At 36.2% G+C, this 21,023-nt stretch carries 24 protein-coding genes; 1 reads left to right on the top strand and 23 read right to left on the bottom strand.

The features are described 5' to 3' along the window. Positions 1 to 2 precede the first annotated feature (2 nt). The 20 genes from DW114_RS07000 to DW114_RS06905 form a co-directional block, all read right to left on the bottom strand. Positions 3 to 476, bottom strand: a complete 474-nt coding sequence (locus tag DW114_RS07000) for a chemotaxis protein CheD (RefSeq protein WP_117453059.1) — start codon at positions 474 to 476, stop codon at positions 3 to 5. Then, positions 473 to 1,063 (bottom strand): chemotaxis protein CheC, encoded by a 591-nt coding sequence (locus tag DW114_RS06995; RefSeq protein ID WP_117453058.1) that lies wholly within the window; start codon positions 1,061 to 1,063, stop codon positions 473 to 475. The genes DW114_RS07000 and DW114_RS06995 overlap by 4 nt, the downstream gene beginning before the upstream one ends. Next, a complete protein-coding gene (locus DW114_RS06990) occupies positions 1,060 to 1,425 on the bottom strand; it encodes a response regulator (RefSeq protein WP_117453057.1) in 366 nt (121 codons plus the stop codon). Before DW114_RS06990 ends, DW114_RS06995 begins: the two co-directional genes overlap by 4 nt. After that, on the bottom strand, positions 1,397 to 2,422 hold the full coding sequence (locus tag DW114_RS06985; protein WP_117453056.1) for a CheB methylesterase domain-containing protein: 1,026 nt from the start codon (positions 2,420 to 2,422) through the stop codon (positions 1,397 to 1,399). Before DW114_RS06985 ends, DW114_RS06990 begins: the two co-directional genes overlap by 29 nt. Continuing rightward, positions 2,412 to 3,227 carry a CheR family methyltransferase gene (locus DW114_RS06980; RefSeq protein ID WP_158552342.1) on the bottom strand — a complete coding sequence of 272 codons (816 nt, stop codon included), beginning with the start codon at positions 3,225 to 3,227 and terminating at the stop codon, positions 2,412 to 2,414. Before DW114_RS06980 ends, DW114_RS06985 begins: the two co-directional genes overlap by 11 nt. Next, a complete protein-coding gene (locus tag DW114_RS06975) occupies positions 3,220 to 3,624 on the bottom strand; it encodes a chemotaxis protein CheW (RefSeq protein ID WP_117453054.1) in 405 nt (134 codons plus the stop codon). The genes DW114_RS06980 and DW114_RS06975 overlap by 8 nt, the downstream gene beginning before the upstream one ends. Continuing rightward, positions 3,621 to 5,972 (bottom strand): putative bifunctional diguanylate cyclase/phosphodiesterase, encoded by a 2,352-nt coding sequence (locus DW114_RS06970; RefSeq protein ID WP_117453053.1) that lies wholly within the window; start codon positions 5,970 to 5,972, stop codon positions 3,621 to 3,623. The genes DW114_RS06975 and DW114_RS06970 overlap by 4 nt, the downstream gene beginning before the upstream one ends. After that, positions 5,962 to 6,402: a hypothetical protein gene (locus DW114_RS06965; RefSeq protein WP_117453052.1), complete on the bottom strand. Its 441-nt coding sequence runs from the start codon at positions 6,400 to 6,402 to the stop codon at positions 5,962 to 5,964. The genes DW114_RS06970 and DW114_RS06965 overlap by 11 nt, the downstream gene beginning before the upstream one ends. 156 nt (positions 6,403 to 6,558) lie before the next feature. Continuing rightward, positions 6,559 to 7,857, bottom strand: coding sequence for a phosphopyruvate hydratase (gene eno, locus DW114_RS06960; RefSeq protein WP_117453051.1), 1,299 nt, complete (start codon positions 7,855 to 7,857; stop codon positions 6,559 to 6,561). 88 nt (positions 7,858 to 7,945) lie between these two features. Beyond that, positions 7,946 to 8,134 (bottom strand): hypothetical protein, encoded by a 189-nt coding sequence (locus tag DW114_RS06955; RefSeq protein WP_117453050.1) that lies wholly within the window; start codon positions 8,132 to 8,134, stop codon positions 7,946 to 7,948. Positions 8,135 to 8,201: 67 nt separating this feature from the next. Further along, entirely contained in the window at positions 8,202 to 8,768 is a 567-nt protein-coding gene (nusG, locus tag DW114_RS06950) for a transcription termination/antitermination protein NusG (protein ID WP_117453049.1), read from the bottom strand. Positions 8,769 to 8,783: 15 nt separating this feature from the next. After that, positions 8,784 to 8,960 carry a preprotein translocase subunit SecE gene (gene secE, locus DW114_RS06945; protein ID WP_117453048.1) on the bottom strand — a complete coding sequence of 59 codons (177 nt, stop codon included), beginning with the start codon at positions 8,958 to 8,960 and terminating at the stop codon, positions 8,784 to 8,786. 12 nt (positions 8,961 to 8,972) lie between these two features. Then, the gene (gene rpmG / locus DW114_RS06940) at positions 8,973 to 9,122 is read right to left on the bottom strand and encodes a 50S ribosomal protein L33 (RefSeq protein WP_117453047.1); all 150 of its coding nucleotides are present in this window, start codon (positions 9,120 to 9,122) and stop codon (positions 8,973 to 8,975) included. Between the two features lie 52 nt (positions 9,123 to 9,174). Continuing rightward, a complete protein-coding gene (locus tag DW114_RS06935; RefSeq protein ID WP_117453046.1) occupies positions 9,175 to 9,777 on the bottom strand; it encodes an RNA polymerase sigma factor in 603 nt (200 codons plus the stop codon). A 19-nt stretch (positions 9,778 to 9,796) separates the two neighbouring features. Then, the gene (gene rlmB, locus DW114_RS06930; protein WP_117453045.1) at positions 9,797 to 10,519 is read right to left on the bottom strand and encodes a 23S rRNA (guanosine(2251)-2'-O)-methyltransferase RlmB; all 723 of its coding nucleotides are present in this window, start codon (positions 10,517 to 10,519) and stop codon (positions 9,797 to 9,799) included. Between the two features lie 4 nt (positions 10,520 to 10,523). Next, complete coding sequence (locus tag DW114_RS06925) at positions 10,524 to 10,904, bottom strand: Mini-ribonuclease 3 (RefSeq protein ID WP_117453044.1); 381 nt, start codon at positions 10,902 to 10,904, stop codon at positions 10,524 to 10,526. Further along, positions 10,904 to 12,238, bottom strand: a complete 1,335-nt coding sequence (gene cysS / locus DW114_RS06920) for a cysteine--tRNA ligase (RefSeq protein ID WP_117453043.1) — start codon at positions 12,236 to 12,238, stop codon at positions 10,904 to 10,906. Before cysS ends, DW114_RS06925 begins: the two co-directional genes overlap by 1 nt. A 278-nt stretch (positions 12,239 to 12,516) precedes the next feature. After that, complete coding sequence (locus DW114_RS06915) at positions 12,517 to 12,696, bottom strand: hypothetical protein (protein ID WP_117453042.1); 180 nt, start codon at positions 12,694 to 12,696, stop codon at positions 12,517 to 12,519. Positions 12,697 to 12,812: 116 nt separating this feature from the next. After that, positions 12,813 to 13,826, bottom strand: a complete 1,014-nt coding sequence (gene gap, locus DW114_RS06910) for a type I glyceraldehyde-3-phosphate dehydrogenase (protein ID WP_117453041.1) — start codon at positions 13,824 to 13,826, stop codon at positions 12,813 to 12,815. A 250-nt stretch (positions 13,827 to 14,076) separates the two neighbouring features. After that, complete coding sequence (locus DW114_RS06905) at positions 14,077 to 15,381, bottom strand: esterase/lipase family protein (RefSeq protein WP_117453040.1); 1,305 nt, start codon at positions 15,379 to 15,381, stop codon at positions 14,077 to 14,079. Positions 15,382 to 15,491: 110 nt separating this feature from the next. On the opposite strand from DW114_RS06905, the gene DW114_RS06900 reads away from it, so the two are divergent. Then, positions 15,492 to 16,067: an ATP-dependent Clp protease proteolytic subunit gene (locus tag DW114_RS06900; protein WP_117453039.1), complete on the top strand. Its 576-nt coding sequence runs from the start codon at positions 15,492 to 15,494 to the stop codon at positions 16,065 to 16,067. On the opposite strand, the gene DW114_RS06895 is transcribed toward DW114_RS06900, so the two are convergent. From DW114_RS06895 to DW114_RS06885, 3 genes are all read right to left on the bottom strand, one after another. Then, the gene (locus DW114_RS06895) at positions 16,054 to 18,615 is read right to left on the bottom strand and encodes an EAL domain-containing protein (RefSeq protein WP_117453038.1); all 2,562 of its coding nucleotides are present in this window, start codon (positions 18,613 to 18,615) and stop codon (positions 16,054 to 16,056) included. The two genes, DW114_RS06900 and DW114_RS06895, sit on opposite strands and share 14 nt — an antisense overlap. A 117-nt stretch (positions 18,616 to 18,732) precedes the next feature. Then, on the bottom strand, positions 18,733 to 19,455 hold the full coding sequence (locus tag DW114_RS06890; RefSeq protein WP_117453037.1) for an ABC transporter ATP-binding protein: 723 nt from the start codon (positions 19,453 to 19,455) through the stop codon (positions 18,733 to 18,735). After that, the gene (locus DW114_RS06885) at positions 19,448 to 20,998 is read right to left on the bottom strand and encodes a glycine betaine ABC transporter substrate-binding protein (RefSeq protein WP_117453036.1); all 1,551 of its coding nucleotides are present in this window, start codon (positions 20,996 to 20,998) and stop codon (positions 19,448 to 19,450) included. Before DW114_RS06885 ends, DW114_RS06890 begins: the two co-directional genes overlap by 8 nt. Positions 20,999 to 21,023 lie beyond the last annotated feature (25 nt).

Below are 21,023 nucleotides of genomic sequence, written 5' to 3'. Positions count from 1 at the left end.
CCTTAAATAGTATATAAGTATTTATTTTTCGTCATGATATGAACCAGACCATCTTCCACTTGAAAATGTAATGTTCTTCCATATCTGTCACCAACATCTTCTCCGGCAAGCGGCAGTTTGAGTTCTTCCAGCATGTGATAAGCACTTTTGGTATTGGCGCGGCCAATGTCTGCTACAACTTCATCAGGAAACTGAAACAGTGTTGCACCACCTACCAGTTTCACTACCAGATGTTCATGCTGGCAGCCTTCCTTCAGCATCAGCTCATAAAGTTGTTTAAAAGCGGTATCAATATACTTTAAATCATTGTCATTTTGTTGCCTGGCTTTTGGCAGAAGGCTTTGTATAAAGCCAGCAATATGCTTCATCGTATCATAGATACAGATACCCATTCCACTTCCCAGTGCATAGGATGTGATCACTTCATCATCTTTCGCAATGATCAGTTCTGCCGGATGTGCAATTATCTCTTTCATTCCCTCACCTCCAAATACGTAAGTACCTGTAAGATGCTTTTTCTAGAAAGCATAAGAATTAAATCGTATGTATGTGATATTTTTAAACTGTGTATTAAATAAATGGCCTCATCATCCAGCATCAGCATATTGGATAATGCTTCGTTGATTATAGATTCTTTCATATCCCTTGAAATAGCCGGCTGTCGAATCTTCAAATGCAGATTGGAATAGGATGCTACCGCCGAAAGATATGACGATATCAAAATACTACTTATTTCCATTAATACTTCCAATACTTCATCATTTTCTGATTGTTCATCGATTCCATGAATAGAAGCGATATCCTCACGAATATTTTTTTCATCCATCAAAAACAACGCAAAGCCATTTAATTCTTTTTCAAGTGGAAAAAGGATACCAATCGTCTGTTCGTATGCATCTTTCCACTGGATAAATGTCTGTTCATCAATGATATTGACCTGAGAAGTTGTGGTTAAAATCTGTCTGCCCAGTAATGAGGACAGGGAGGTTGCGGCAGAGCCAATCCCAACATTTCCAAGTTCTCCTACAATATCCTGTATGATGTTTTCTTTATATGCTTTCATTGTTCTGTAATAGAAGCAATGGTACGGATGAGTCGTTCCTCCTGAAATGGTTTCACAATAAAATCTTTGGCTCCTTTACGTAAAGCATCCGCAATTACTTTTTCCTGTCCCATCGCTGAACACATGATGATTTTCGCATTTTCGTCCAGCTTTAATATTTCATTTAATACTGTGATTCCTGATTCATTGGGAAGTGTGATATCCAATAAGACAACATCAGGATGATGCGCCTGATATTGTGTTAATGCTTCTACACTATCCTTTGCAAATATGATATCCTCATAATCATGCTTCTTCAGCATGCCGCTAATCAGTTTTCTCATAAATAAAGCATCATCTACGACCATAATTTTCTCTTTCATTTGCGATCTCCTTATTTTTTCTTTTAAAACGACCATCCAGTCCATTCAAAAATGAACCAATCTGTTGTAATGGCAGCTCTATACAATGCGCCTGCATTGCTTTCGCAACTTTCGGCATACCATATACATCACAGCTGTCCTTATCCTGTATGATGGTAAATGCACCTTTATCCTTCATTGCCTTTAATCCTGCTGCCCCATCTTCTCCCATACCAGTCAATAAGACACCACAAGCAAGGCATCCTGCTTCTTTTGCGACAGATTCAAATAATACATCAATAGATGGACATACACAATTTATCTTCTGACTATTGGTATAATGTAAATGAAATCCATCTTTTTGCCGTTGTATCGTAAGGTGGCGTTTTTCTTTTGCGATATATACAACACCATTTTTTACCAGCTCATTTTCTCTGGCACCTACCACATGCGACGAACATTGTTTATTTAAATAGTCCGCAAATCCCTGTAAATTTTCATCATTCATATGCTGTACAATGATTACCCCATAACTTTGTGTCCGAAATACTTTTAATATTGTTTCAATTGCTCTTGGTCCTCCGGTAGAAGCACCAATCACAATGATATGGGTACTATGTAAATCTTCTAATACGTTTTGTTTTGCCGGCATGCTTAGAAACTTGATTTTCACAATCAAAGAACGGATAAAGGATACAGTTTCATGTTCTGGCTTATAGATAACCTGTAAATCCTGTAGTTCATGTGCATATACCGTTTTATTGACTTGTCTAATCAGCACCAGCACAGGCAGCTCTGCATTTTTTATTTTATTTATTTCGATGATATCCCATGATGTTAATATTTCCCCATCATATATAACACATAAGCTGGAATATAATTTTTGATAACGATTTAAACTAGATAATACTGTGATTCTATGTACCATAATGCCCTTTTCCTGCGATAAAATATCAAATAAAAGATTTTCTTTTCCATGATTTTTTTGATAAAGCAGAACATGAATATCATTCACCATGTACGCTCTCCTTTACCTGATAAATAGAAGCTCCATGGTACTTAAATAATACATGATTCTGTAGGATCATTTCTGCCATTCCCAAAATCAAAAATCCTTTTGGCTGCAGGCTGTTATAAAAGCGTTGATAAATCTTGTTTCGTGAACGTTCATCAAAATAAATCAATACATTTCTGCACATGATCAGATGAAACTTTCGTTTATCATAAGGCTCCATAATATTATGATATTCAAATGTTACCTGCTTTCTGATACATTCTTTTAACTGAATCGTTCCATCGCTTAATGAGCGACAAAACCTTTTTCTCCATAACTCTGGTAGATTCGCAATAGCTTCTTTAGGATAAATCCCTGTCTTTGCCTGTTCTAAAGCAACGGTGTTGATATCTGTCGCATAGATATTGATAGGGGGAAGTACCATTCCACTCAAACGTAATTCTTCTAAAATCATCGCCAGGGTATAGCATTCCTGTCCATAAGAGCATCCTGCGATCCAAACAGAAAATGGCTTACTCACACAGAGTTTGGGTAATATTTCTTTTTTGATAAATTCAAAATGCTGAGGTTCTCGCATAAAGAAAGAATAATTGGTTGTTAACTTGTTTAACATTTCTTCTTTCATCTTTCCACTTTTATCTGTACGTAATAATGAAAAATACTCCTGAAAACTATTGACCTGATACTTTTGCAGAATATTCATAAGACGATACTCAATCAACACGCGTTTTTTACGCATATTCAATCCATAAGACTGATACAATAATTCACATAAATATTGAAACTCATCATCCCTGATTTTAACCAACACCATCACCTCCCCATGCTTTAATGTCTAAACGATAAATCCTATGTCCCTTTATATTACATGAAAACTCAAATACCTCATCAGGCTGATGTACCCATGTATGATCACTAACAGCAATTTCTCTTTCAATACGATGTGCACCAATACCGATTTCATCATTACCCAATGATAAAATCATAAAATATTTTAATGCTTCTCTGCTTTCCCCAAAAAATGGTAGGGATTCATCCAAAATCAATACTGCTTTGTTGTTTCGTTGAAGTACGCCTTTTACATGAGGAATCGCAATAGGTAGTGGTGTAATCTCACATGCCGGTATGACTTCTACGATTTGTTCTCCTGGAACTGCAATAATTTTTTCTCCCAGATGACATGCGATATACAAATGTTCACTCATGATACATCTTCTCCTTCAAAGTTTCCCCATAAATCAAGCTGATTGATTTCATTTGGGCGAGCATAATAAAATCCCTGTGCAATTTCACAACCGATGGTTTTTAGGAAAGCTACATGTTGTCTTGTTTCAATTCCTTCTGAAACAATTGTCATATCCAGCTGCTTTGCCATACGGATAATATTGGTTAGAATAATTTTTTCTCGTTTATTCATCTGTGTCTGAAAGAAGGTATGATCCAGCTTTAATACATCCATTGGCAAATCCTTTAATAAGCTTAAAGAAGAAAAACCAGTACCAAAATCATCGATAGATAACAAGAAGCCTTCTGCTTTCAACTCTTTAGAACGCTCTATCGCAATGCTTTCATTCTCAAGGAAAGCACTTTCTGTAATTTCTAATTCGATCAGACTGCGATTGATCTGATAGGTATCGCATATTTCTACAATCTGTTTAACGATATCATTGTTTTTTAAATCTACTCTGGAAATATTGACAGATACCGGCAATGGTTTTTTCCCTTGTTTGATCCATGTATTGATCTGTATACAAACCTGTTCTAATACATACATATCTAAATCAATAATGAAATGGTTCTTTTCAAACAATGGAATAAATTCAGAAGGATAGATCATATTGCCATCCTGCCTTCTCCAACGGACCAATGCCTCAACTCCCACACATTGATTTGTATAGATATTGACTTTAGGCTGATAAAATACAATGAATTCATGATTTTTCAAAGACTGACGCATAATGGAAGATAAGCGGTGTTCTCTGATAAATTTTTCTTCCAGTTTTCCATTATAAAATGCAATACAGCTTTCATGAGAATCTTTAATTGATTTTCTTGCGGTATTGGCATAATCAATCATCTGTGCAATATCCATGGTGATATCGTTGATTAGATAAATACCCAGCATACAGCTGATATTCGTAATAAGATCATAGCGTATATTATAACGTTCGATTTTTTTGATTAATAAATTTAAGCGTTGTTTCAATTTCTCTATATCTTCATAATTTAACAATAAAATAAAGATATCCGCATCAATTCTTGCGAAGCATTCCTCATCTTCCATATACAGATTCAAGATTTCCACAATTGCGACCAGAATTCTATCGCCATAAGCATATCCATATTCCGAATTGATATATTTAAAGTTTTTGATATCCATGGTGATCAATGCATATTTTTTCTGATTTCCCACGCTCATGTTTTCTACAGCTTTTTGATAGAACTTCTTCAAATTCCATGCTTTTGTTAAGGTATCCTGACTGGATTTTTGATGATGCTGACGCAGCATACGCATCTGTAGAATCGCAGTATTTATGATTTTAATCAATAGAAAGAAAGTCGCAATTTCCTGACTTGTCCATATCCGTTCCTTTTCACAGTCAATCATGCAGATATAACCAATGAATGCTCTGTTTTCCTGCAGTTTTCCCTGCATCAATGATCTTGCGCCACGTATCTTCTCCCGTAGTGCAACAAAGGAATCATAATGAAACATATCCGATAACTGATTACATGCTAATATGTCTTCATACATAAAACAATTTTGATAATTGTCCCCGACAAACAGCGGCAACGTATTTAAATTTTCATTTTCCACCAGCATACTTTCCGGACGACATTCATATAACACTTTATATGCATCATCTTCCCGTTCTATTTCATAGATATACTGTGTATGGAAATAGGCACATATTTTTCTCAAAATAAGTGGAATCGTTTCAATCATATCTTTTCCATCATACATCTCATACATGATTTCTGCCGCAAATTCCATGTCTGCCAGTTTGGTATTGATTTTCGATGTCGCAAATGGCTTTGGGAAATTCAATGGGTATGGTTGATCCGTGTCCATACAGAATAATACATGGGTATGTAATGCTTCTTCATAACATGTACTAGCTTTATGCAGCAATTCCATAAATCCCGTTTCCTTTTGCACATGATAAACTCCTACATGCATATGTTTTTGCATATGTTCGGCATGTTCACAATTCAGTTGATGATATTGCTTGATCAGCTGTTTTAATTTACGCTCCATATCTTCTTCATTAAGATATCCTACTGCATAAACAAAAAACGCAGCTGGCCCTACTCTTACAAATAAATCTGTTTTGTCGAAAATCTTCGTTAAAGAATAAGCAGCCTCTGCGACCATCATACTGTTGTCAAGTTCTTCCTCACTCATGAATTGTTTATAATCAATTTCTATCAATAATGCCGTATCCACGCCATCTCCTGCACCATTTTTCAGATAGCGATCCATTTGTGTATCCGCTGCACACGGCAAATAGAATTTTGTTAAGGCATCCATTCGTTTTTGTTTATTTTCCATATACAGCCTCCCTATCTATGATTTGATGCTGATGAAGCAGTTCATCAAGATCTAATTGATATCCGATTTTTTGTGTATCCAATGGATAACAGGTTTCTATATAAGAAAAAGGTGGACGCTGCATGTAAAAAGGTAATGTACATGGTTCGTCCAACAATATAACATTTAACACTTTTGCGACAAACAAGATATAGTCCCAATCATCACATTGAATTAATATTGCATAATTCACCATTTCTTTATCCTGTTTCAATAATTCATACAAAAAATAACCAGAATATTCTACTCCCTCAAGTAGATACTGATTTTCATTTTTTCCCTTTACCTGCTCCATGGCATAAACTTTTTTTACCATTTGAATTGGTAGTAATACGATTACATTTCCACATGTAACTGCTAATGCCTGCCTATCCTGTTCTCCATTTTTCATACGCTCACCAATCTTACCCAATTGTCATATATATGTTTAACTATCTTATACATGATTTTCAGAATAATAGGGATTTTTTTTCAAATAATTCCGTTATTCTGTAAAAAAAGCATACAAAAAAAGACTGAGCATAATTTCTGTTCAGTCTTATGGATACTAATGTTTATAAATATTGTAGAATGCAGATTTTCCTGGGAATACAGCTACATCACCTAGTTCTTCTTCAATACGGATCAATTGATTGTATTTCGCAATACGATCTGTTCTTGACATAGAACCTGTTTTGATTTGCCCTGCATTGAATGCTACTGCGATATCCGCAATGGTTGTATCTTCTGTTTCACCGCTTCGATGTGAAACAACGGCTGTATATCCATGTTTTTTCGCAAGCTCCATTGCATCAAAAGTTTCTGTCAATGTGCCAATCTGATTAACCTTGATCAAGATAGAATTAGCAATATCTTTATCAATACCTTCCTGTAAAATAGCAGGATTGGTCACAAATAAATCATCACCAACTAATTGAATCTTTTTACCTAGATGTTCACTTAGTTTTCTCCAGCCATCCCAATCACGTTCTCCTAAACCATCTTCAATAGAGATGATTGGATATTTTTCCACAAGTTCATCATACCATGCAATCATTTCATCTGTTGTCTTAGAACCCTGTCCTGACTTATTTAAATCATACATTTTGGTTTCGGTATTATAAAATTCACTTGCTGCCACATCCATCGCAATACAGATTTGTTCACCAGGTACATATCCAGCTGCCTGAATTGCCTCCATGATACATTTTAATGGTGCTTCATTATCTTCCAGATTTGGAGCGAATCCACCTTCATCTCCAACCGCTGTGACCTGACCTTTATTCTTTAATACTTTCTTTAACGCATGGAATGTTTCTGCACCCATACGAATAGCTTCTTTCACGCTGCATGCCCCAACTGGCATAATCATAAACTCCTGGAAATCTACAGAAGAATCTGCATGACTTCCACCATTTAATACATTCATCATTGGTACCGGAAGCGTTTTTGCGTTGATACCGCCTAAGTAGCGATATAATGGAAGATCATAATATTCTGCAGCAGCATGCGCAACTGCCAAAGAAATACCAAGGATGGCATTAGCACCATATTTTGATTTATCCTTTGTACCATCTGCGTCAATCAATGCCTGATCAATTGCTGCCTGATCTCTTACATCTAAACCAATCACCACATCTGCCAAAATATCATTCACATTTTCTACAGCTTTTAAAACACCTTTTCCTAAAAATCTTGATTTATCTCCATCGCGTAATTCTAAGGCTTCACGCTCTCCTGTGCTGGCACCACTTGGTACCATCGCTCTGCCCATAAAACCACTTGCTGTTGTTACTTCTACTTCAATTGTAGGATTTCCTCGAGAATCGAGAATCTCTCTAGCGTGTACATTTGTAATTGTTGACATATATGTATCCTCCTTTATCTAATCACAGTATAACACAGCATTTTTCATTGCGAAAGAAGTTTGCTCAATCTAACACACTTTCACACATTTAACGTGATGTTCGTTTTTTCTTCTTTCTGGGTGTAATGAGAAGTAATCCAATCAAAATTAATACGATTGGCCAGTACATCATCGCAAGCTGTGTCATATCCTGAAGAATGATCTGTACATCCAGATCTGGTTGAAGCAATAAAATAGCTCCTGTTAATGCAAGGATCAAACCGATCCTTTGTTTCATGTTCATCACTCCCTATGATGCAGTATATAAAGGATTTTATGCAAAAGATGTCAAAAAAAAGAAGAATCTATTTAGATTCTTCCAATAAATCGATTTTTTCCAGATCAGCATAACTTAAATCTGTTGGTGTTTCTCTACCAAACAGAATTGTTAAGACTGTTGCTGTCTGATTTTCATCATCCAATGCTTCAACTGTACCTTCTACATTCGCAAAAGCACCATTCAATACGCGAACACGATCTCCAACTTCAAAATCAACCTGAACCTTGCGTTCACTCATACCTAAACGGCGTAAAATAGATTCCATTTCTTCTTCCGCAACTGGGAATGGTTTTGCTCCACCACCACTTGAACCGATAAATCCTGTTACACCTGGTGTATTACGTACAATGTACCATGCTTCATCTGTCATGATCATTTCCACAAACAAATAACCGCTGAAAAGATTATTTGTCTTTTCAACTTCTTTACCATTTTTGTATTCGATTTCTTTTTCTTCTGCTACAACGATACGGAACAGATAATCCTGTAATCCCATCGTTTCTACACGTCGCTGTAGATTTTCCTTTACACGATTTTCGTGTCCAGCATACGTATTAACTACATACCATTCTTTTTTAATTTCCTGTGCCATAAAATCCTCCTCGCATTACATTCCGATTAATGAAAGGAAACCTGAAGATACAAGCTGACATAAGAAAAAGAAAAGTGCCAGAATTGCTGTGAATACAATTACTGTCATACTGTCTTTTGCCAAATCCTTCATCTTTGGCCAGCGGATTCTTTTTGCTTCTGTCATGATACCATTGATACTAAACCATTTCATTCAGATCACTCCTTATTTCGTTTCTTTGTGAATCGTGTGTTTTCCACATTTTGGACAGAACTTCTTTAATTCGATACGTTCTGTATGGGTCTTTTTATTTTTTGTTGTTGTATAATTCCTTGATAAGCATTCGGTGCATGTCAATATTACTTTATCACTCATAAAAACACCTCGTTTTCGTGCTTATTAACTTTATCATAAAGTGGGACGATAGTCAATCAACGTATCGTCTTTTCTTTCGCTTTCGTATCTTGCATAAGGTATTATCCACCTTTTTCTTAGGGATATTCAATTTTTCCGCAATCTGATCATAAGAATAACCAAGCGTTCTTAAGCTCAGGATATCAACTTCTAATGGATTCAATCGTTTTTGTGTATATAACACATTTTCTTTGATATGTTCTTCCTGTTCATCTTCTTCAGCAGGTATTTCATCCACAATCATATCCATCAATCGATAATTTGTTTCACCCTCCTGAATATGCATATCTAAACTGACCATATACTTATCCTGTCTTCGACTATAGGTGTTCATTGAACGAATCATATCCACGGTTGTATGTTTTAAAACCTTGAAATAATAATTATGGAAACTTGATTGATCAGCTTTGTAGTCGTCAATTGATTCATGAAGCTTCAATAAGGCGATTTGATAAAAATCTTCCTGATCTTGATATCTTGGGTACGTACGTAAAATATGACGCAGCCATCTTCTTATTTCAACTTGATATTTATTAACCAGAAATGCAAATGCTTTTTCATTTCTCTGGCGTATCATGTAAATCAGTTCGTTGTCATTGAGTTCCTCTATCTGCATCTATTTACCTCACTTTACTTTATAACGGATGACGTTTACTGTGGATTTCATACAGCAGTATTCCACAAGCAACACTGGCATTTAAACTTGTGACGCTGCCTTCCATTGGAAGACGTACACAATAATCACAATTCTTCGCAACTAATGGACTAATGCCAAAGCCTTCTGAGCCAATGATTAAAACAAGTGGTACATCATATTGTCCTTCACGATAATCTCTGGAATTTTCAAGGTCTGCCCCTACGATCCAGAAGCCCTGCTTTTTCAAATACTTGATTGTCTGTGTCAGATTGGTTACCATGCTGACTTTTACTGTGTCAATAGCCCCTGTACTTACTTTCGCAACCGTTGGTGTTAATTTTACATTGCGATGTTTTCCAATAATTACACCATCCACCCCGACACAATCACAGGTTCTTAAGATTGCGCCTAAATTATGTGGATCTTCCAGGCCATCCAATAATACCAATAAAGGCATCTTCCCTTTTGGTACACTTTCTAATATTTCTTCTAATTCATATGTTTTATAGTCGTCAATTTTAGCCGCAATTCCCTGATGATTGCCACTCAGCATGGTATCCATCTTTTTCTTACCCATTGTTTTTAATGGAATCTTTTTTTGTTTGATAGCATCCACTAATTCTGTATCGCGAATGCCTTCTGCCATGATGATTTCATATATTTTTTTATCATCCTGTAACAGTTGTTTGACAACATTTTTTCCATATACATATTGTGTCATAGTCCTATTCTCCAATTTCTTTTATCGCCTGCCAAAGCTCGTTTAGACGTGTTTCTTGTTTCGTAAGATACAAATAGCCAAAAAGTGCTTCCAGTCCTGTGGATAAGCGGTAGGTCTGTACACTGGCGTTTTTCGCATGAGAGGAAATATTCGTATTTCTGCCACGCAGTATGATATTCCATTCCTCTTCTGTGAAGAAGTTTTTCTCTTTTAATTTCATCAAAAAATCAGCCTGCGCCTTTGCGCTTACCCATGCGACACTTTTTTTCTGTAAGACATTTGGCTTTTGATAGCCCAGTTCTAATAACATTTCTCTTACATACAGCGACATCACGGCATCGCCGATATAGGCAAGTGATGTTCCATTGTATTCTTTAATATCCATTAAAGGATTCCTCGCTCCATCAATTCTTTACGATAGCCATCTGCTGTATCAAAATCTTTTTCTTTGACTGCTGCTTTCCATTTTTGATGAAGTTCTTTATCTTCCTGCGTTAATGTTAATCTTGGAATATCGATTCCTAATACATCCATCATCTTTTCGATTGCACGTGTTTGTAAAGCAAGTTTTTCAAAATCAACATCACGTTGACGAATTGTCTGATTTAATACCTTCACCGCTTCAAATACTGCCGCAAATGCATTTGGCGTATTTAAATCATCCTGCATGGCATCCATAAAAGGTGCATAAAGTGCTTCATCATATGCTTCATCTACTTCTTTATCCGAAAGGCCCAGTTTCACATATGCCTGTTTCAAGGAAGTTTGTACCTTGTTTAATTCTTTCTTAGCAGCTTCAATTGCTTCTTCATTAATATTTAATGGACTGCGATAATGTGTTCCCAGCATTAACCAGCGAAGTACATTGCCTCCAATCTTCGCAATCATATCCTTCGCCCAGATGACATTACCTAACGATTTACTCATCTTTTCACCATCAATATTTACCATACCATTGTGTACCCAGTAATTTGCGATTGGTGTTTCATATGCTGCACGGCTTTGTGCAATTTCATTTTCATGATGAGGGAATTTTAAATCCATACCACCACCATGAATATCGATTAGATTTCCATCAAATTCCTGATTGATCATCACAACGCATTCTGTATGCCATCCAGGACGCCCTACAGACCATGGTGAATCCCATTTAATTCCTTCCTCTGTACGTTTCCACAGAGTAAAATCCAATGGATTTTCTTTTTTGCTGTTTTCATCAATACGGGCACCTACCATTAAATCATCGATTTGCTGGTGGGACAGGTTTCCATAAGATGGTACACTGTTTACACGGAAATAAACATCGCCATCTACTTCATAGGCATTGCCTTTTTCAACAAGCAGCTTGATAAAAGCAATAATCGCATCCATTGTATCAGTAACTTTAGGTGCTGCATCTGGCATCATTGCATGCAATGATAATCGGTCTTGATTATATGCTTTAATAAATTTATCTGTAATTTCTTTTTCTGTAACGCCACATTCTTTAGCGACCTTGATGATTTTATCATCCACATCTGTATAGTTTGATACCATCTTTACATCATAGCCTAAAGCCTGAAAAGTACGTTTTAATGTATCAAATACCACAATTGGTCTTGCATTTCCAATATGTGGATAGTTATATACGGTAGGTCCACATACGTACATATTGACCTTGCCTTCCTGCATTGGTTTAAAATCTTCAATTTTTTGATCCATACTGTTAAATAGTTTCATATCCATATCCTCCTTGTGAAATAAAAAAAGCTCTTTAATGTAAAGACGCATAACGCGCGGTTCCACTTTACTTGAAAGAAGCTTTCCACTTTTACACGTTAACGCCGTATTACGTATTCTTCTACTTTATCGAAAAATCCCTGAAAGGTGCATTCAACAAGTCGTTTTTCGCTTTCACCATCATCGAAAATCGCTGTTTAGTAACTGTCTACTTCTCCTTTGTCATCAGTTTGACTTTTTTATACTATACCAAAATATGCCATTATTTTCAATTGTTTCTACTTGTTTTCTTCTTTCTTTTCTTCCAGCTCTTTACTGATTGCCGCAAACTGCGCTAAAAAATCTTCATCTAAGCCATTCTTTTTTAAACCATCCACATAGACTGCATCTAAATCATCCAATACATCCAATCCATTATTGCCTTCTTCATTTGTATTTAATTTTGTTTTTAATGCCATGATTTTCACCTCGATATATCTGTTGATAGTTTACACCAGAAATGATGATTTGAAAACCCCTTTGCACAAAAAAACCAGGCATTTCTGCCTGGTAAACACTTACTTTATTTCTAGAATTAAGCCAATTCTGAGAAGTATTTAATTGTTCTAACCATCTGGCTAGTGTAAGAGTTTTCGTTGTCATACCAAGATACAACCTGTACCTGAGTATTTCCGTCTTCCATTTCGATAGCCATAGTCTGAGTAGCATCGAATAAAGAACCGAAACGCATACCAACGATGTCACTTGAAACGATTTCATCAGTGTTGTAACCGAATGATTCGTTAGCAGCAGCTTTCATAGCAGCGTTGATTTCGTCAACTGTAACTTTTCCTTTAACTACAGCAACTAAGATAGTTGTTGATCCTGTAGGAGTTGGAACACGCTGAGCAGAACCGATTAATTTACCGTTCAATTCAGGGATAACCAAACCGATAGCTTTAGCAGCACCAGTAGAGTTAGGAACGATGTTTACTGCAGCTGCACGTGAACGACGTAAGTCACCTTTTCTCTGAGGTCCGTCTAATGTCATCTGATCACCAGTGTAAGCGTGAACTGTAGTCATGATACCACTCTGGATAGGAGCCAAATCATTTAATGCTTTAGCCATAGGTGCCAAGCAGTTTGTAGTACATGAAGCAGCAGAAATAACTGTATCTTCAGCAGTTAAGATATCGTGGTTAGTGTTAAATACAACTGTTGGTAAATCATTTCCAGCAGGTGCAGAAATAACAACTTTACGAGCTCCAGCTTCGATGTGTGCGCTAGCTTTTGCTTTTGATGTATAGAATCCTGTACATTCTAATACTACGTCAACACCTAATTCTCCCCAAGGTAAGTTTTTAGCATCAGCTTCAGCGTAGATAGTGATTTCTTTTCCATCAACTGTGATTGAGTTTTCACCAGCAACTACTGTGTCAGCCTTTTCGTATCTTCCCTGTGAAGAATCGTATTTTAATAAGTGAGCCAACATTTTAGGAGAAGTTAAGTCGTTGATTGCAACTACTTCATATCCCTCAGCTCCGAACATTTGTCTGAATGCAAGACGTCCGATACGTCCAAATCCATTAATAGCAACTTTTACTGTCATCTTCAAAGTCCTCCTTTTTAACCACCCTTATTATACGTACTTCCTACCTAAATGTCAATTGAGAATTATTTCACGATACGCTTTTTTTTACAAATTTTCTGTATTTTACAAGCACTTCTTTTCAAACATGAAAACATCATTCATAAATTTAGCTTTTATGTTCATATTTTCTACCATTTTCCATATATTTTATAATTTCTGTGAAAGCGTTATCAATCCTTTATCTGTATTTCCCGGGTAATCTTACTTTCTAATATCCTTTATCTTTCAGTTCTTTTACAATATCCACATAGGTTTCACATACCTGAAATCCTTTATAATCTTCTCTGGTCAGATCAATGATATCCCCATGTGATATTCCACGATAATGTTCATTCTCAAAAGTTTTACGAAAGTTTCCCCATTTGGCACTTTCCTCACTAACCAGACCATCACTTTTTCCATCCACAAGTTTGATAAACAGATATGGAATCGTTAATAGTATATGAGAAAAGGCACCATGCATGAAACTCATATAGCTTTGATAATAGACATTTGGATCATCTTTGATATCTGTGTTGAATTGCTTTGCCCATGTTGTGGAAAACTGATGTGTGACTGTATAGAAATCAGGATATTCATCACCAATGCGATGAAAGAAACCATCAAAGATCGATGATAAACGCCGATAGATACCATCAGGTACAATTTTAATCAAAACATCCACAAAACGACATCCTCTGTGTGGAGTAGAAATCGTTGTCAATGATGCCACATGTTCTCCCATGCCACAGGCATGAATCACATAACGTGCATCTAGTCCACCTTTGGAATGTGCGATGATATTTACTTTATCACAATGCTGTTGTTCACAGATTTCAAGAATACGATGCTGAATCTGTTTCCCATTATGCTCGACAGTCGCAAATGCTTCCTGATTTCCATAATAAATAATGGCTCCATTTTCACTTAATACTTTAGGAATCCTTCCCCAGTAGTTTACATATTTAAAATCACGAAAGCCTACACCATGCAGCATCAATATTGGATATCGGGTTGCGCATATTTGTTTATTTGCGCGTAATGCCCGAATATCGACCATATATAGCTCATGATCCCATTCTTCTTTTGCTTTATAGCGAAGATAGCATAATACCGGAATATGAACGATAGGAATGAATAATACAAGACAGATCAATCCTCGTTTGATGATTCTTAACCGTTTGCTGAAAATAAAAATCAACCCTGCCCCACACAGAATATATAGATATAAGAAACAAAGCATCCAGATGATATCCGCAATATACCATGCTATATTCATAGGAACCTTCCAAATGATAATGATGGACAACAGATAGCCCCATAATCCATATGCGATCATTTTGCGGCCTTTCATTAATATTTGTATACGTTTATGTTTTTTCTTTATGACAGATAATATCCCCCATACGATATTGATTAGCAACAATATCAACATACCTGCAATCTGCCAAAATGTGCATTGTGCGATGATCCATGGCAAATGCGCACAAATGAGTAAAAGTGTCATTTGAAATAAAAGTTTGATATAACGCATACGCTTTCCTCCTGTCGTATTTACATGATACTCTTTTTTTTATGCTTTGTCTAAGATGTATTAAATGAATGCCTTTGTGCATACTCTTATATATCGGGAGGGACTACGCTATGGTGATTGTACCAACTATTATTGAACGAAATGCAAACAGTGAACGTGTTTATGATTTATATTCCTGCTTATTAAAAGAACGTATTATCATATTGACCGGTGAAATTGATGATGCAATGGCATCTAGTATAACTGCCCAGCTGCTATATCTGAATTCTTTAGGCAATGCGCCTATTCAAATGTATATCAATTCTCCTGGAGGCAGTGTTACCGCTGGTCTTGCGATTTTTGATATTATGAATTTCATCAATTGTGATGTTTCCACCATCTGTATGGGCATCTGTGCAAGTATGGCTGCAATTTTATTATGTGCTGGCACAAAAGGTAAACGCTGTGCTCTTGAAAACAGTGAAATTATGATTCATCAACCCCTTGGTGGAATGCAGGGGCAGGCTAGTGATATGGAAATTGCAGCTGAACATATGCAGTATATTAAACAAAAACTATATCATATTTTAGAAACGCAAACAGGCCAAAAACCTGAAACCATACGTAACGATTGTGATCGTGATACGTATATGAATGCGCAGAAAGCAAAAGACTATGGCATGATTGACACCATCATTCATCCATAGTCTTTTCTTCTATTAATCGTTTTGTGATTTCTTCTTCATTCACTGGTTTTCCAAACAGATATCCCTGATAATAATCAAGTTCAAGATCAGAAACAAAGTCGAGTTCTTCTACTGTTTCAATACCTTCTAAACAAACCTGAATATCAACACAATGACATATTGCGATAATAAACTGAATAAACAAGACATCAAATTCACTTTTCTGGATATCTTTCACAAAGGCCTGATCGATTTTCACAACATCACTGACTCCTTTTTTCAGGTTTTCCAATGTAGAGTAACCTGTCCCAAAATCATCCATCGCAAGTCTTACGCCTTGACTTCTTAAATCATCAAACATATCCTGAATGATCTGCATATTGCCAACTGTGTTACTTTCCGTTAATTCTAAAATCAAATTTTTAGATGGAAATGCCAGTGCATCCATCCTTTGTTTTACTTTTTCTTGAAAATCGCCTTTTAGTATTTGTAAAGCTGACACATTTACACTGACAGAGAATTCCGGTTCTACTGCCATCCATTTTTTACAGGCATGCATTGCCTGTTCTAGCACCCATAATCCCATGGTTTCTATCATACCATTTTCTTCCATGACTGGTATGAATTCTATTGGTGGCACAAAGCCTAGATTACCGCCATTCCAACGCATTAATGCTTCTACACCCATCATTCTTCCTGAACTAGTTTCTATCAGTGGCTGATATGCGACAGAAAAACCACGATAGTTTTCCGCAATACACTCACGAAGCGAACGCAGGATATCCAAAGATCGTAATTTGTTTTCTAGAATCTGTGGTTCAAAGAAACACAGACGGTTTTTCCCTTTGTTTTTTGCCAACTGTAATGCATAATCCGCAAAGGTATATAATTCTTGAAAATCTTGCTGTTTACTTATAGATATCGCACAGCCTGCGGATATCTGTATCACACATTGAAAACGTTCCTGCAGCTGTTGGTGTAATAATTGACGTTGTAATATCTGATACATCTCCTGAATTTCATTTGCCTGCGCGTTTTCTATCAAAACACCCATTTGATCATTATCCAGTTTGTATAAACTGGCATTTCCAGGCAGACTTGACTGTATCAATTGCGAAGTTGCTTTCAACACCATATCCCCAAAGGAGCGATCATATAGTTCATTTACATTTTTAAAGTCATCAATATCAAGAACAACAACGCTCAGTGTTTCAATTGCACGATCTTTTAATTTTTGTGCGCCCGCTTTATCAAATTCTTGGCGGTTTAATAAATGAGTCAATGGATCAATCTTGTTTTGACGATCCAGCTGTGTCATGATGCCCGCAAAAATACTTGGTTCCCCATATTCATCACGCATAAGCTGTCCACGACATTTTAACCAGATATATTCGCCTTCCACTGTCTTTGCACGAAATTCCACAGAATGATAATCCATTTGATTTTCACCTATTTGCATATTAGATTTATAGAAGCGCTCCCAGTCTTTTGGATGAACGATTTTCTTCCATAAAGGCAATGGGTTTTCAATAATTTCCTGTGGCAGGCCAAACAGTTTTACCTGTGCTGGTGAGTAACGGAAAATCCCGCTTTTCATATCACAAATATATATAAAATCATCTGTACTGTTCAATAATGCATCATACAAAAGATTACTGTCAAAATGAAATTCTTCTTTATGTTCTTTCTCATGACGGAAAGGATTTTCACGCTCTGCCATTCGGGTTTTATGAATTCTTAATTTTTGTTTATACATGATATCATCTGCATTCGCAATAATATCGTCAATATCTAAAGTATCATCCCATGTAACGGTATAGATGCCATAACAATAAGACATTTCATAGTCTTTATGATATGTTTTCTTCAATTGTTGTACATGCTGCATTTCCTTATACATAAAATGCGCTATCTGTTTTTCATCCATAGCAGTACTGACGATTACAAATTCATCACCACCCAGACGAAACATAAAATCTGATCCCTGTAACTGTTCTTTTAAAACAGAAGTCAGCGTCTTTAAAAGAAAATCGCCTTCTCGATGGCCATATTGATCATTTACAATCTTTAGATTATCGACATCCAGCAATACCAGTTGTACATTTTCTTTTTCCTGTTTTGCTTTATTTAACGTCTGACGCAATAATTCCTTGCCTGCTCGACGATTAAATACCTGACATAAATCATCTAAGCTGGCCATTCTATTTAACTCTACAGAATCTGTGATATCTAAAGATTGTTGAAGATGTGCCTTGCGTCCATCAAGCCATGTTACTAAGCAATCATAGTTTTCAAAATCTTTATCTAGTTTGGTATTATGCTCTTTCCATATGATATAACCATCCCGATCTTTTGATTGCATTAATTTCTTCTTAGGACAAAACTCACATGGTGTTTCTTTATGATCCTGTAATACTTTATAACAGATTTCTCCTTCTGGATGCTCTAGCTGAAAGATAGCCTTCATCCGCTGATTCATGAATAAAATTTCATCTGTTTCTAAATCTGTTACATAAATGCCAGTTTTTAAACGATCTAGAACATCTATCATATTATCTGTTTTTCCCATATTTCCTCCACATTACCACGAACACATATTCTATTCTTATTATACCTTTTTTACGTAAAAATTGGTAACGCATTCGATTGATTTATGAAAAAAGTCACAATTACATCTCATTTTGTGTTACATATATGACAACAATTGCTTCACGAAGGCAGTTTTGGGATGATTTCTTATATTCTGTGCTGTATCAAACTGTTCCACAACACCATCCTTCATGACAATCACACGTTCTCCCAAATACAGTGCTTCTTTGATATCATGTGTCACAAAGAGCAAAGTAAATGGTTCTCTTGCGTGAATTTTCAATAATTCTTCTTGCAAGGTATGGCGGGTAATTTCATCTACAGCACCAAATGCCTCATCCATTAATACAACACCCGGGTGTGCTGCCAATGCTCTAGCAATTCCAACACGCTGTTTTTGCCCACCACTTAGTTCATCAGGATATCGGCGCAGTAATTCTTCTTTTAAATCCACGATTTTCAACAATTCAAGTATTCGTTTTTGAATGCTTTGATGATCTTCTTTCTTCAGGTGTAAAACATAAGCGATATTTTCTTCAATAGTCATATGCGGAAACAAAGCAATACTTTGAATGACATAACCAATTCCCTGACGCAAGATATTAGGATTCATTTCTTTGATATTCCTTCCATCAATATAGACAGAGCCATGATCTGGTAGAATCAGTGCATTGATCATCTTCAACAGCGTTGTTTTTCCACTTCCACTGCCGCCAATGATGCTAACACGTTCATGTGTATGAATAGATAAGGATACATCCTTCACAACCTTTTGTGTCCCATAACTTTTTTCCACATGTTCCACTTTTATTTCACTCATGATGCTTCACCTCCAGCAAGCCTTTTTTCTCCAGGAATTCTTTTGCGACTTCTTGTTCATTTCGTTTAAAAGATTCTACCTGATCATTCATTTCAGCCATTTCCTCATCACTGATCAAATGATCCATCAGCATTAAGATATCCTTTAGTTCAGGATATTTGATAAGCGCATCCTCCCTTATCACAGTCCCTGCATAATAGGATGGAAAGAAGTGGTGATCATCTTGTAATAATACAATATCAGGATCATGTAATCGTCCATCTGTGGTAAATACTATGATGCTATCTACCTGTCCTTTTAATAACGCATCATATTTTAAGCCGATATCCAGATCCATGGTTTTATCAAAATGAAGCTGATATTCTTTTGCGATGGCATCATAGCCATCATCTCGTTCATAATAATCATATTCTCCACCAAAAGAAAGCTTTGATGATACCTTCGCAAGATCTGAATATGTTTTTAAATGATATTGATCTGCTGTTTCTTTTGTGACTGCGATGCCATAAGTATTATTGAATCCATATAATCCTATCCATGCCAGTTGGTATTTTTCATGATATGCCTGCTTTAATTTCTGATATAAGACATCATCTTGTGGAATTGTCTTTTCTTTCAGCACAAAACTCCATGATGTACCTGTATATTCTGGGTATAAATCAAAATCACCTTTGACAAGTGCAGGATGAATGTTGCTGGTGCCTCCACCAACCCCTTTGGTAATTTCCACCTGTATATCACTGCGATCTTCAATCAACAATTTCAACATTTCGCCAATGATAAATTCTTCACTCATTGGTTTTGTGGCAAGCTGTAATACTGCTTTTTTCTTAGGGGTATAAAACAGGGATCCTCCCAATACCATAAAAACAACAAGTACTATGAGCATCACGCGTTTTTTCAACTGTTTACTGTGATGGCGATTCCTTAAAAATCTTTCCAAACAGCCAATGAGTATATCGATCATAAATGCTAAAATGGCAACTGCCAGACTGCCGGCAAATGTCATCGTCATATTGTTTGTTGTAATCCCTCGATAAATTGCGACTCCCAAACCACCTGCGCCTATGAATGAAGCAATACCGGCTAATGCAATCGTCATAACACTCATGTTTTTAAAACCAGAAATAATGATGGGCATCGCAAGTGGCAGTTTGATTTTGTACAATATCTGTAGATCACTACTTCCCATACCTCTGGCTGCTTCCACAACATCTTGATCCACATTCTCTAAACCCGTATAGGTTGCACGAATAATTGGCAATAATGCATAAATACTTAAAGCAATGATGGCACTTTTATTTCCTATTCCACTTACCGGAATCAAAAACCCCAGCATAGAAATAGATGGTATCGTATATAAAAAGCTGACAATTCCTAACACAATCGGTGATAAACGTTTCTTTTGATGGATAAATACACCCAAGGATACACCTAACACACTTGCAATCACAATTGCGATAAAAGATATCTGTAAATGTTCCATCACCAATGACATGATAAAATCAAAACGTGTTTTATAAAATTCTAATAAATTTCCCATAGAATCACTTCCTTCCTTTATATAA

This window comes from Absiella sp. AM09-50 (assembly GCF_003433845.1).
Lineage (GTDB): Bacteria > Bacillota_I > Bacilli_A > Erysipelotrichales > Erysipelotrichaceae > Hoskinsella > Hoskinsella hominis.
This window is presented reverse-complemented; position numbering and strand designations above follow the sequence as displayed.